Below are 12,831 nucleotides of genomic sequence, written 5' to 3' on the forward strand. Positions count from 1 at the left end.
CAAAAGCGGTGCAATATGCAAGTTTTTATCATGCGTCACGGCGACGCGGCACTCGATGCCGCCAGTGACTCAGTACGTCCTTTAACCGTCTGTGGCTGTGACGAATCCCGTCAAATGGCGACGTGGCTTAAAGGTCAAAAAGTGGACATTGAACGCGTTCTGGTGAGTCCGTTCCTGCGTGCAGAACAGACGCTGGACGTGGTAGGGGAGTGTATGAACCTGCCATCCAGCGTGGACGTTCTCCCTGAGCTGACGCCATGCGGCGATGTCGGTCTTGTCAGCGCTTACCTTCAGGCGCTGTGCAATGAAGGTGTCGCTTCCGCATTGGTCATTTCCCACCTGCCGCTGGTCGGCTATCTGGTATCTGAGCTGTGCCCGGGCGAAACGCCGCCAATGTTCACCACTTCTGCCATTGCCAACGTCACTCTCGACGAAACCGGCAAAGGGGTCTTCAACTGGCAAATGAGCCCGTGCAACCTGAAGATGGCAAAAGCCATCTGACGTGACGTGTGACAGGGCGGGGTACTACGTATTACCCGCCCTTCTGTCAGGGCAACTCTGGCGGCTGCCACTCCTCAACTTCAATCAACACCAGCAATGCGGCATCTCCGCCGTACTCTTTCGGTGCCTGATGAAACGCCATCACGTGCGGGTGCTGAGCCAGCCACAGCGGCGTCTGTTGCTTCAGAATGTGTTTACCGTGGCCGTGCATCACGCAGGCGCAAAAAACGTGTTCGCGGCGACAGGCGGCAATCAACGCCCCCAGTTCCTGTTTCGCCTGCATCTGCGTTAAGCCGTGCAGATCGAGAAACAGCTCCGGCGAATAATCACCGCGGCGTAATTTCTTCAGTTCAAAATGGCTGACGTCTTCACGCACGTACTTCACAGCCCCTTGCGTATTGAGCAGCGGCTGAAATTCATCTGAAAAATAGTGGCTGTTATCCGCCTGCTCCTGCAGCAACCGTTTGACCGGGACTTCGCTGATTTTTTTACGCTGCGGGCGGTGGACAATCGTGTCCTGCGCAATTTTACGCGTCCCGGTCATCAGCTGGCGGAATAGAGCCTGATCCTCCTCGCTGAGCGATGTTTTCTTTTTCATTCGTCATTCTCATCTCGTATTTCCGATAGTGTACCCGACTAAACGCATTTTTTAACCTCAAGCGGTACGCGTCATTGCTGATTTATCGCCGTCTTCATGGCAAACTAGCCGCCGAAAATTATGCGAGCATGCCCTGGAGGAAAGAGTGGATAAAATATTTGTCGATGAAGCAGTAAACGAGCTGCATACCATACAGGACATGTTGCGCTGGTCGGTTAGCCGCTTCAGCGCCGCCAATATCTGGTACGGTCACGGTACCGACAACCCGTGGGATGAGGCCGTTCAGCTAGTGCTGCCGTCTCTTTACCTGCCGCTGGACATTCCGGAAGACATGCGCACCGCGCGCCTGACCTCCAGCGAAAAACACCGCATCGTTGAGCGCGTGATCCGTCGCGTAAACGAGCGTATCCCGGTCGCCTATCTGACCAACAAAGCCTGGTTCTGCGGCCACGAGTTTTACGTCGATGAACGCGTGCTGGTACCGCGTTCGCCGATTGGCGAACTGATCAACAACCACTTTGAAGGCCTGATTAACCATGAGCCGCAGCACATTCTGGATATGTGCACCGGCAGCGGCTGCATCGCGATTGCCTGCGCGTACGCCTTCCCGGACGCGGAAGTGGACGCCGTCGATATCTCCACCGACGCGCTGGCCGTGACCGAACACAACATCGAAGAGCACGGTCTGATCCATCACGTCACGCCAATCCGCTCTGACCTGTTCCGCGACCTGCCGACGCTGCAGTACAATCTGATCGTCACTAACCCGCCGTACGTCGATGCAGAAGACATGTCCGATCTGCCGAACGAATATCGTCACGAGCCGGAACTGGGCCTGGCGTCAGGCTCTGACGGCCTGAAGCTGACCCGCCGCATTCTGGCCTGCGCGCCGGATTACCTGACCGATGACGGCGTTCTGATTTGTGAAGTGGGCAACAGCATGGTACATCTGATAGAGCAGTACCCGGATGTGCCGTTCACCTGGCTTGAGTTCGACAACGGCGGTGACGGCGTCTTTATGCTGACTAAAGCGCAGCTGCTCGACGCGCGCGAACATTTCAGCATCTATAAAGATTAATCCAGCGGGCTTCGGCCCGTTTCACAACGCTCAAACACAAACAACAACATCGGAGCCGTGATGGCAGGAAACAGTATTGGACAGTTATTCCGCGTAACCACCTTTGGCGAGTCGCACGGGCTGGCGCTGGGCTGTATCGTTGATGGCGTACCGCCAGGCATCGAACTGACTGAAGCAGATTTACAGCACGACCTCGACCGCCGTCGTCCGGGCACCTCTCGCTACACCACGCAGCGTCGCGAGCCGGACCAGGTTAAAATTCTCTCCGGCGTCTTTGAAGGCCGCACCACCGGGACCAGCATCGGTCTGCTGATTGAAAACACCGATCAGCGCTCCCAGGACTACGGTGCTATCAAGGACGTGTTCCGTCCGGGCCACGCTGACTATACCTACGAGCAAAAGTACGGCTTTCGCGACTATCGCGGCGGCGGACGCTCTTCCGCGCGTGAAACCGCGATGCGCGTGGCCGCTGGCGCGATTGCCAAAAAGTATCTGCAGCAGAAATTTGGCATCGTTATCCGCGGCTGTCTGACCCAGATGGGCGACATTCCGCTGGCGATCAAAGACTGGGATCAGGTCGAGCAAAACCCGTTCTTCTGCGCCGATGCGGACAAGCTGGAAGCGCTGGACGAGCTGATGCGCGGCCTGAAAAAAGAGGGCGACTCCATTGGGGCGAAAGTTACCGTGGTGGCAGACGGCGTCCCGGCTGGCTGGGGCGAGCCGGTATTTGACCGTCTCGACGCCGATATCGCCCACGCGCTGATGAGCATCAACGCGGTGAAGGGCGTCGAGATTGGCGACGGTTTCGACGTGGTGGCGCTTCGCGGCAGCCAGAACCGTGACGAAATCACGAAAGCGGGCTTCCAGAGCAACCATGCGGGCGGCATTCTGGGCGGTATCAGCAGCGGACAGCAGATTATTGCCAACATCGCGCTGAAGCCAACCTCAAGCATCACCGTGCCGGGCCACACGATTAACCGCGATGGCGAAGAAGTTGAGATGATCACCAAAGGACGTCACGATCCGTGCGTGGGGATCCGCGCGGTGCCGATCGCAGAAGCGATGCTGGCGATCGTGCTGATGGATCACTTCCTGCGCCAGCGCGCGCAGAATGCGGACGTGACGACCACCATTCCACGCTGGTAAACATGAAAAAAACCGCAATTGCTCTGCTGGCGCTGCTGGCCAGTGGAGCCAGTCTGGCCGCCACGCCGTGGCAAAAAATCACCCATCCGGTGGCGGGAAGCGCGCAGTCCATCGGCGCCTTCTCTAACGGCTGTATTGTGGGCGCGCAGGAGCTGCCGCTGCAATCGGATACGTACCAGGTGATGCGTACCGACCAGCGTCGTTACTTCGGCCACCCTGACCTGGTGCTGTTCATTCAGCGACTGGGAAACCAGGTGCATAACCTGGGGCTGGGGACGATGCTGATTGGCGATATGGGGATGCCTGCCGGTGGCCGCTTCAACGGCGGGCACGCCAGCCACCAGACCGGACTGGATGTCGATATCTTCCTGCAGCTGCCGAAAACGCGCTGGACGTCTGCGCAGCTGCTGAAACCGCAGGCGCTGGATCTGGTCTCGGGCGACGGCAAACGGGTCGTTGCCTCCCGATGGTCACCGGAGATTTTCAGCATGATCAAGCTGGCGGCAGAAAATAACGACGTCACGCGGATTTTCGTCAACCCTGCCATCAAGCAGCAGCTCTGCCTGGATGCGGGAACCGATCGCGACTGGCTGCGCAAAGTGCGCCCGTGGTTCCAGCATCGTGCGCATATGCACGTTCGTCTGCGCTGCCCGGCGAACAGCCTGGAATGTGAAGATCAGCCGTTACCTCCGCCAGGCGATGGCTGTGGTTACGAACTGCAAAGCTGGTTTGAGCCGGCAAAACCTGGAACCTCTAAGCCTGAGAAGAAGACACCGCCTCCGTTGCCGCCTTCCTGCCAGGCGCTACTGGATGAGCATGTACTTTAATGGATAATTTCGTCGATCTGTTTATGGTGTCACCGCTGCTGCTGGTGGTGCTGTTCTTTGTGGCCATGCTGGCCGGTTTTATCGATGCGCTCGCGGGCGGCGGCGGGCTATTGACCGTGCCCGCGCTGCTGGCGGCAGGCATGAGCCCGGCGCAGGCGCTTGCCACCAACAAGCTTCAGGCCTGCGGCGGCTCGCTCTCCGCGTCGCTCTATTTTATCCGCCGTAAGGTGGTGAGCCTGGCCGATCAGAAGCTCAATATCCTGATGACCTTTATCGGCTCCACGTCGGGCGCGCTGCTGGTGCAGCACGTGCAGTCCGATATTTTGCGCCAGATCCTGCCGATTCTGGTTATCTGCATTGGCCTGTATTTTTTACTGATGCCGAAGCTCGGTGAGGAAGACCGCCAGCGTCGTCTGCACGGCCTGCCGTTTGCGCTGATTGCCGGCGGCTGCGTCGGTTTTTACGACGGTTTCTTCGGCCCGGGCGCAGGCTCGTTTTACGCGCTGGCGTTCGTGACGCTGGCCGGGTTTAACCTCGCCAAATCCACCGCCCACGCCAAAGTGCTGAATGCGACCTCGAACCTCGGCGGCCTGCTGCTGTTTATCATTGGCGGCAAGGTTATCTGGGCAACAGGTTTTGTGATGATGGCAGGGCAGTTTTTGGGCGCGCGCGCGGGCTCGCGTCTGGTATTAAGCAAAGGACAAAAGCTGATCCGCCCGATGATTGTTATCGTCTCGGCGGTGATGAGCGCCAAACTTCTTTATGACAGCCATGGACAGGAGATCCTCACCTGGTTGGGGATGAACTAATGAACAGTACGCATAAATACGAACAGCTGATTGAGATCTTTGACGGCTGTTTTGCTGATGATTTTAATACCCGTCTGATTAAAGGCGACGACGAACCGATCTATCTTCCTGCTGATGCAGAGATTCCGTATAACCGCATCGTCTTTGCCCACGGTTTTTACGCCAGCGGTTTGCACGAGATTTCGCACTGGTGCATCGCGGGGAAAGCGCGGCGCGAGCTGGTGGACTTCGGTTACTGGTACTGTCCGGACGGGCGTGACGCCGCCACGCAGGGCCAGTTTGAAGACGTGGAAGTGAAGCCACAGGCGCTGGAATGGCTGTTCTGCGTGGCGGCGGGTTTCCCGTTCAACGTGAGCTGTGACAACCTTGAAGGCGACTTCGAGCCAGACCGTATCGTCTTCCAGCGCCGCGTTCATGCGCAGGTGATGGAGTATCTTGAGAAAGGCATCCCGGAACGTCCGGCGCGCCTGATCGGGGCTTTACAGAATTATTACCACACGCCGGAGATCACGGCGGAATGCTTCCCTTGGCCGGAAGATCTTTAACAGAGGAAAGAAGATGATCGCAGAATTTGAATCACGCATTCTGGCGTTAATTGATGACATGGTGGAACACGCCAGTGATGATGAGCTGTTCGCCAGCGGTTATCTGCGTGGTCACCTGACGCTGGCGGTAGCCGAGCTGGAAGCAGGAGACGATCACTCTGCCGACGCCGTTCACGCTGAAGTCACTCGCAGCCTGGAGAAAGCCATTCTGGCCGGGGAGCTCTCTCCGCGCGACCAGTCACTGGTACTGGGCATGTGGGACAATTTGTTCCAGCAGGCTAAACGCTAAGCCGCCTTCTCTTCCCTCTCCCCTTTGGGGAGAGGGTCAGGGTGAGGGGATTCGACCGCACCCTACTTAACCCTTTTCCCCTTCAGCAGTTTCCGTACCCACAGTCGATTCGGGTTCAGCCCCGCAAGCGTGGTTCTGTCCAGCGGAACAGGCTCATTGCTCATTTGCGCGGCTAACGTTTCAGCCAGCAGCGGCGCGGAGCACAATCCTCGCGATCCTAATCCGCCCAGCATGAACAGTTCCGGATAAACCGGAGCACTCACCGCCGCATCCCGGTTTTCTGCCAGATCCTGGTAGGCCTCAAGCGTTGCCTCATAGTCCGGCACGTTTCCCGCCATTGGCAGATGATCGCGGGTCGCACAGCGCACGCCGCAGCGCGCTTCGCCCTCGCTGACGTTAACCTCTTTCGCCCACGCCGCATTCGGGAAACAGTCAATCAGGCGCTGGCGGTTTTGCTGCTGATCCGCTTCGCTGTAGCGCATATCCGCTTCGCCACGGTGGTAGCTGGCACCTATGCAGTGATGAGCATTTGACGGATTTTGCGGCGTTAGATAGCCGTCATAGCACAGCACCTGATGCAGCTTGCTCAGTTCGGGCGCGGTCGGGATATGGCTTACCTGGCCGCCGACCGGATAAACCGGCAACGTCTCTGTCTGGATAAACTGGCTGATGTTGTGCCCGTTTGTCAGCACAACGCTGGCATGGTGAGCCTCTTTACCATCAGCAAAACGCAAAGTCCATCGTTCTGACCGGCTGAGCGATTCAACTTTATGGGCATAATGCACCGTCAGCCCGCGTGACTGCGCCAGGCTAATCGCCGCCGCGGTCAGTTCAGCCGGGCACAGCCAGCCGCCGAGCGGATACTGAATGCCGCCACAGCCGGTTTCCACGCCAGCGGCGTCTGCCACCTCCTGCGCGCTGACCGCGCGGGCAATCTCCTCCGGCAAGCCCAGCGACAGCATCTGCGCGATTTTTTGCTGGCTCTTTTCATCCCAGCCGAGCTGCGTCACGCCGCACCAGTCGTGGTCGAATGCCACCGGCAGCGTGTCGTACAGGCGACGGGCGAAGGTAAAGGCCGCGGGGAAAAACTGGAACAGGGCCGGATCGTGCGCGCTTAAAAGCGGGTAAAGCGCGCCCTGGCGGTTGCCGGACGCGCCGCTGGCCGGCGCCTCGTCAGCGCAGTAGAGCGTCACCTGCCAGCCCCGGTGCAGCAGCGCGAGAGAGAGCAGGGCACTGGCGATCCCTCCGCCAACAATCGCCACTTCGCGCGATGCGCTGGCGCTGCGCGTAAACCAGGGAGCCCGAGCGGGAATGTCCAGCGTCTGCTCCATCGTGCCGACCAGCATGTCGCGCTTGCGGCCAAAGCCTTTGGTCTTCTGCATGGTGAAGCCCGCGTCCTGCAGGCCGCGGCGAACAAAGCCGGCTGAGGTAAAGGTGGCGAGCGTTGCGCCGGGACGCGCCAGCCGCGCCATCGCGCTAAACAGATGCTGGCTCCACATGTCCGGGTTCTTGGCGGGCGCAAAGCCGTCCAGGAACCACGCGTCCACCGTCTGGTTCATCGAGTCGTCGAGCGTATCGGTCAGATCGTTAATGTCGCCCAGCCATAAATCCAGCGTCACCCGTCCGCCGTCCAGAATCAGACGGTGACAGCCGCCGATATGCGGCGGCCACTGCGCCTGAAGCTGCTCCGCCCAGACTGCAAGCTCCGGCCAGCGCTGGTGGGCGAGCCGCAGATCGTGCGCGGTGAGCGGGAATTTTTCGAAACTGATGAAATGTAATCTTTGTAGCGTAGCCTCAGGGTGCGCAGCGTGAAACTGGTAAAACGCCTGCCAGAGGGTTAAAAAATTCAGCCCGGTGCCGAATCCGCTTTCCGCGACCACAAACAGGCTCCGCGGGTGCGTCGGGAAGCGGGCGCTGAGCTGGTTTCCGTCGAGGAAAACATAGCGGGTTTCTTCGAGTCCGTTATCATTAGAAAAATAGACGTCATCAAAATCTCGGGAAACAGGTGTACCCTCAGCGTTAAATTCGAGGTTGGCGGGTTGTATAGCGTTTTGTTTCACGTAAGTTACTCGTCTGACAGGCAGTGGCACGATCTTAACGATGTGAGTCCATCGGTGCAAATTTCCTCAGAAAATGTCTGATCGGACTTGTTCGGCGTACAAGTGTACGCTATTGTGCGACTCGAAACTTTTTATAGTGCGACTTACAGAGGTATTGAATGAAACGTGCAGTGATTACTGGCCTGGGCATTGTTTCCAGCATCGGTAATAACCAGCAGGAAGTCCTGGCATCTCTGCGTGAAGGACGCTCCGGGATCACTTTCTCTGAAGAGTTTAAAGATTCAGGTATGCGTAGCCACGTATGGGGTAACGTCAAACTGGACACCACCGGTTTGATTGACCGTAAAGTGGTTCGTTTCATGAACGATGCCTCTATTTATGCTTATCTCTCCATGCAGGAAGCGATCAAAGATTCTGGCCTGAGTGAAGAGGTTTATCAGAACAACCCGCGCGTGGGCCTGATTGCCGGTTCCGGCGGCTCGTCAAAAGCGCAGGTATTCGGTGCTGACGCAATGCGCAGCCCGCGTGGTCTGAAAGCGGTAGGTCCGTACGTGGTCACCAAAGCCATGGGTTCTGCGGTTTCCGCATGCCTGGCGACCCCGTTCAAAATCCACGGTGTGAACTACTCCATCAGCTCCGCGTGTGCAACTTCCGCACACTGCATCGGCAACGCGGTTGAGCAGATCCAGCTGGGCAAACAGGACATCGTATTTGCTGGCGGCGGCGAAGAGCTGGGCTGGGAAATGGCCTGTGAGTTCGACGCGATGGGCGCACTGTCCACCAAGTACAACGAAACCCCGGACAAAGCCTCCCGTACCTATGACGCGCACCGTGACGGTTTCGTCATCGCGGGCGGCGGCGGTATGGTTGTGGTTGAAGAGCTGGAGCACGCGCTGGCGCGCGGCGCGCACATTTACGCTGAGATCGTGGGCTACGGCGCGACGTCCGACGGCGCCGACATGGTTGCACCGTCCGGCGAAGGCGCGGTGCGCTGCATGAAGATGGCGATGCACGGCGTTGATACCCCAATCGACTACCTGAACTCCCACGGTACCTCTACTCCGGTAGGCGACGTGAAAGAGCTGGGCGCGATCCGTGAAGTGTTCGGCGACAACAGCCCGGCTATCTCTGCAACCAAAGCCATGACCGGCCACTCTCTGGGCGCGGCGGGCGTGCAGGAAGCGATTTACTCACTGCTGATGCTGGAAAACGGCTTTATCGCCCCGAGCATCAACATCGAAGAGATGGACGAGCAGGCGGCTGGCCTGAACATCGTGACCAAACCAACGGAAGCGACGCTGACTACCGTCATGTCCAACAGCTTCGGCTTCGGCGGCACCAACGCCACGCTGGTTATGCGCAAGCTGAAAGCATAAGCGTTTGAATGTATAATAGAAGGGAGCCGGAAGGCTCCCTTTTTTATGCCTGAACACGGAGTTATGCATGAAGGCTGTTACCCCCGAGAAGGGCACTCCTTCCGGGAACCTTTCTCTTTTCCGCATCGCCTTTGCGGTATTCCTGACCTACATGACCGTTGGCCTGCCGCTGCCGGTGATCCCGCTGTTCGTTCATCAGGAACTCGGCTACGGCAACACCATGGTCGGCATTGCCGTGGGCATTCAGTTTTTAGCCACGGTGTTAACCCGCGGCTACGCCGGACGGCTGGCGGATCAGCACGGTGCAAAACGCTCGGCCTTACAGGGCATGTTTGCCTGCGGGCTGGCGGGCGGCGCGTGGCTGCTGGCCGCTCTCCTGCCGGTCGACGCCGCGTATAAATTTGCGCTGCTGGTGGTGGGCCGTTTAATCCTTGGCTTCGGTGAAAGCCAGCTGCTGACCGGCACCCTGACCTGGGGGATGGGGCTGGTGGGGCCTGCGCGCTCCGGCAAAGTCATGTCCTGGAACGGGATGGCCATTTATGGCGCACTGGCCGCAGGCGCGCCGCTGGGGTTGCTGATCCACAGCCAGTTTGGATTTGCGGCGCTGGCGGGTACCACCATGGTGCTGCCGCTGCTGGCGTGGGCGTTTAACGGTTCAGTGCGTAAAGTGCCCGCGCACAAAGGCGATCGTCCTTCGCTGTGGAGCGTGGTGGGGCAAATCTGGCAGCCGGGGCTCGGGCTGGCGCTTCAGGGCGTGGGGTTTGCGGTGATTGGCACCTTCGTCTCCCTCTATTTCATGAGCCGCGACTGGGCGATGGCGGGCTTTACGCTGACGGCCTTTGGCGGCGCGTTTGTCCTGATGCGCGTCCTGTTCGGCTGGATGCCGGATCGCTTTGGCGGCGTGAAGGTGGCGGTGGCGTCGCTGGTGATCGAAACCATTGGGCTGGTGCTGCTCTGGCAGGCGCCGGTCGCCTCCGTGGCGCTGCTTGGCGCCGCGCTCACCGGCTGCGGCTGTTCGCTGATCTTCCCGGCGCTGGGCGTTGAGGTGGTGAAGCGCGTGGCGCCGCAGGTGCGCGGTACGGCGCTGGGCGGCTATGCGGCGTTTCAGGATATCTCATACGGGGTAACCGGGCCGCTGGCGGGGCTGTTGGCCACCTCGTTTGGCTACCCGTCCGTCTTCCTGGCCGGCGCGTTTTCCGCGGTGGTGGGGATCGTGGTGACGCTGGTGGCGTTTCGCAGGACTTGAGCCGTTGTAGGCCCGGTAAGCGGAGCGCCACCGGGCAAAACGTCAGGCAACCAGCCAGAAAATCGCCAGTGCAATCAGTAGCGCAATAAACATCAATCCCGGACGGGCAGAGAGCGTTCTGAACGTCTCTACAACGGGCGCAAACAGCGGGCTGTAGATCGGCTGAACGTTTCTTACCTCCGGCACGCCGCCTTCCCGCTCGGCGCGGCGAATGAAGATCTGATTGAGAAGATCCTGCACCTGCGCGGTGGTCAGCACCGTTTGCGGCGTGGCCTGCCAGTTCTGCTGGGCGTAATCCCGAATCACCTCGAGCTCGTGCGGCTCCAGCGGCTGTTTAAGCGCCGCCTGAACGGTATGCAGGGTAGGGGCGCTCTGGGTGCTGAGCGTCTGGCGCGCCTGTAGCCAGGTCACCAGATGGGTAAACTGTTTGGCCGGAATCAGCTCGCCCGCCTTCACGCCGGACAGTTCGAGCATGGATTGCCAGATAAGCTTCGTCGACTCGCCGGTCGCGGCGGCCAGTTTGGTCACCATCTGGTTCAGCGTGTTGTGCTCGGCAGGCTGCAGCGGGCGCTCGGTTGACGGGCGTACCTGAGGCTGAGGAATAGATAACTGATTGTTCTGCAACAGCGTCAGCACGGTTTTAAGCTGGTCTGGCGTCAGCTGGCTCAGGGCGGTCTGGCCATACTGCTGACGGATAAAGTCACTGACTGCCTGACGGTTATTTCCCTGGCCCAGCAGCTCGGTCAGCTGCGTGACAATCTGGCGCGTGGTGTGGTTCTGCTGCGCGGTCGTAATACGCTGGTTGAGATTTTGCTCGGCGGCAGGGAAATGGCGCGACTGCAGCGGTGCGTCGTTCCTCACGCCTAAATCATGCTTTACCCCGGCCCAGACTTCCGCGTTTTGCTGCGAAGTCAGCGCTATCAGGCGCGTGATCAGTCGCTCCAGCACGGTGCGCTGTTGCGTGGATAGCGGCTGTTCACCGGCAACGTTTGGCGTGACGGGGCTTTCACCCGGAGGGCGTGGCGGCGTACCTGAAATGGGCTGCATCGTCAAAAATCCTTAAAGTCAAAACTCAGCGTAAACCCGGCATACGTATATGCCTGGCGGCCAGATTATGGCACACTTGGCAGGTTTTCTTCCTCTCAAACAGGTACTCAGACGTGAAAATCCTCGTTGATGAAAATATGCCTTACGCCCGCGAGCTGTTTAGCCGCCTCGGCGACGTTAAGGCTGTCCCTGGTCGCCCGATTCCGGTTAACGAACTGGATGACGCAGACGCGCTGATGGTGCGCTCGGTGACCAAAGTAAATGAGGCGTTGCTTGCCGGTAAAGCGATTAAGTTTGTCGGAACCGCAACGGCAGGGACCGATCATGTGGATGATCAGTGGCTGAAGCAGGCCGGAATCGGTTTTTCCGCCGCGCCGGGCTGTAACGCCATTGCCGTCGTGGAATACGTTTTCTCCTCGCTGCTGATGCTGGCCGAGCGCGACGGTTTTGCGCTAAAAGACCGCACCGTGGGGATTGTCGGCGTGGGTAACGTTGGCGGGCGCCTGCAAAAGCGCCTTGAAGCGTTAGGGATCCGCACGCTGCTGTGCGATCCGCCGCGCAAAGATAACGGTGACGACGGGGATTTCCGCGCGCTGGATGAGCTGGTTGAACAGTGCGATGTGCTGACGTTCCACACGCCGCTGTTTAAAGAGGGGCCGTATAAGTCCCTGCATCTCGCGGACGAGGCGCTGATTCGCCGTCTGAAGGCTGGCACTATTCTGATAAATGCCTGCCGTGGCCCGGTGGTGGATAACGCCGCGCTGCTGAAATGTCTGAATGAAGGGCAGGACCTCAGCGTGGTGCTGGACGTCTGGGAGCCGGAGCCGGATCTCAACGTTGAGCTGCTGAACAAGGTTGACGTTGCTACCGCGCATATCGCGGGCTATACGCTTGAAGGTAAAGCGCGCGGCACGACGCAGGTGTTTGAAGCTTACAGCGCCTTTATCGGCCATCCGCAGCAGGTGGCGCTGGATACTTTACTCCCCGCGCCTGAATTTGGCCGCATTACCCTGCATGGCCCGCTCGATCAGGCAACGCTGAAAAGGCTGGTGCATTTGGTGTATGATGTGCGCCGCGACGATGCGCTGCTGCGTAAGGTGGCGGGGATCCCGGGTGAATTTGACAAGCTGCGTAAGAATTACGTTGAGCGCCGCGAGTGGTCTTCCCTGTATGTGATGTGCGACGACGCAGCGGCTGCGACGTTGCTCAAGAAACTGGGTTTTAACGCCGTTCATCACCCGGCGCATTAATGTCTTCATAATGCTCCCTGTCGGATACGCCGACAGGGACGCTTTTTTATTTCTGGAGT

General features: G+C 59.0%; 13 protein-coding genes. 10 read left to right on the forward strand and 3 right to left on the reverse strand.

Annotated elements, in window-relative coordinates:
- Window positions 1-15 precede the first annotated feature (15 nt).
- Entirely contained in the window at window positions 16-501 is a 486-nt protein-coding gene (gene sixA, locus USG84_RS12880) for a phosphohistidine phosphatase SixA (RefSeq protein ID WP_003861375.1), read from the forward strand.
- Window positions 502-547: 46 nt separating this feature from the next.
- Here sixA and smrB read toward each other — a convergent pair whose 3' ends face one another.
- Complete coding sequence (gene smrB, locus USG84_RS12885; RefSeq protein ID WP_008502613.1) at window positions 548-1,099, reverse strand: endonuclease SmrB; 552 nt, start codon at window positions 1,097-1,099, stop codon at window positions 548-550.
- Between the two features lie 145 nt (window positions 1,100-1,244).
- On the opposite strand from smrB, the gene prmB reads away from it, so the two are divergent.
- Genes prmB through USG84_RS12915 form a run of 6 tightly spaced genes read left to right on the forward strand, consistent with a single transcriptional unit; the run spans window position 1,245 to window position 5,793 of the window.
- Window positions 1,245-2,177, forward strand: a complete 933-nt coding sequence (gene prmB, locus USG84_RS12890; RefSeq protein ID WP_253542878.1) for a 50S ribosomal protein L3 N(5)-glutamine methyltransferase — start codon at window positions 1,245-1,247, stop codon at window positions 2,175-2,177.
- 60 nt (window positions 2,178-2,237) lie between these two features.
- On the forward strand, window positions 2,238-3,323 hold the full coding sequence (gene aroC / locus USG84_RS12895; RefSeq protein ID WP_061097511.1) for a chorismate synthase: 1,086 nt from the start codon (window positions 2,238-2,240) through the stop codon (window positions 3,321-3,323).
- 2 nt (window positions 3,324-3,325) lie between these two features.
- Complete coding sequence (gene mepA, locus USG84_RS12900) at window positions 3,326-4,150, forward strand: penicillin-insensitive murein endopeptidase (RefSeq protein WP_253542876.1); 825 nt, start codon at window positions 3,326-3,328, stop codon at window positions 4,148-4,150.
- Window positions 4,150-4,959, forward strand: a complete 810-nt coding sequence (locus USG84_RS12905; RefSeq protein ID WP_061097513.1) for a sulfite exporter TauE/SafE family protein — start codon at window positions 4,150-4,152, stop codon at window positions 4,957-4,959. Before mepA ends, USG84_RS12905 begins: the two co-directional genes overlap by 1 nt.
- Window positions 4,959-5,504, forward strand: a complete 546-nt coding sequence (locus USG84_RS12910) for an elongation factor P hydroxylase (protein ID WP_253542874.1) — start codon at window positions 4,959-4,961, stop codon at window positions 5,502-5,504. Before USG84_RS12905 ends, USG84_RS12910 begins: the two co-directional genes overlap by 1 nt.
- 13 nt (window positions 5,505-5,517) lie before the next feature.
- Window positions 5,518-5,793, forward strand: a complete 276-nt coding sequence (locus tag USG84_RS12915) for a YfcL family protein (RefSeq protein WP_028013966.1) — start codon at window positions 5,518-5,520, stop codon at window positions 5,791-5,793.
- 62 nt (window positions 5,794-5,855) lie between these two features.
- Here the strand turns inward: USG84_RS12915 and mnmC are convergent, their stop codons facing one another.
- Complete coding sequence (gene mnmC, locus USG84_RS12920; protein WP_253542873.1) at window positions 5,856-7,853, reverse strand: bifunctional tRNA (5-methylaminomethyl-2-thiouridine)(34)-methyltransferase MnmD/FAD-dependent 5-carboxymethylaminomethyl-2-thiouridine(34) oxidoreductase MnmC; 1,998 nt, start codon at window positions 7,851-7,853, stop codon at window positions 5,856-5,858.
- 158 nt (window positions 7,854-8,011) lie between these two features.
- On the opposite strand from mnmC, the gene fabB reads away from it, so the two are divergent.
- On the forward strand, window positions 8,012-9,229 hold the full coding sequence (gene fabB / locus USG84_RS12925; RefSeq protein WP_014832795.1) for a beta-ketoacyl-ACP synthase I: 1,218 nt from the start codon (window positions 8,012-8,014) through the stop codon (window positions 9,227-9,229).
- Between the two features lie 67 nt (window positions 9,230-9,296).
- Window positions 9,297-10,475 (forward strand): MFS transporter, encoded by a 1,179-nt coding sequence (locus USG84_RS12930; protein WP_320738301.1) that lies wholly within the window; start codon window positions 9,297-9,299, stop codon window positions 10,473-10,475.
- A 42-nt stretch (window positions 10,476-10,517) separates the two neighbouring features.
- On the opposite strand, the gene flk is transcribed toward USG84_RS12930, so the two are convergent.
- On the reverse strand, window positions 10,518-11,522 hold the full coding sequence (gene flk / locus USG84_RS12935; RefSeq protein WP_151412964.1) for a flagella biosynthesis regulator Flk: 1,005 nt from the start codon (window positions 11,520-11,522) through the stop codon (window positions 10,518-10,520).
- 113 nt (window positions 11,523-11,635) lie between these two features.
- Between flk and pdxB the strand changes: the two genes are divergently transcribed.
- On the forward strand, window positions 11,636-12,772 hold the full coding sequence (pdxB, locus tag USG84_RS12940; protein WP_151412963.1) for a 4-phosphoerythronate dehydrogenase PdxB: 1,137 nt from the start codon (window positions 11,636-11,638) through the stop codon (window positions 12,770-12,772).
- The last annotated feature ends 59 nt before the right edge of the window (window positions 12,773-12,831 follow it).

Source organism: Enterobacter sp. 168J2, assembly GCF_034107265.1.
In the GTDB taxonomy this organism is placed as follows: domain Bacteria; phylum Pseudomonadota; class Gammaproteobacteria; order Enterobacterales; family Enterobacteriaceae; genus Enterobacter; species Enterobacter nematophilus.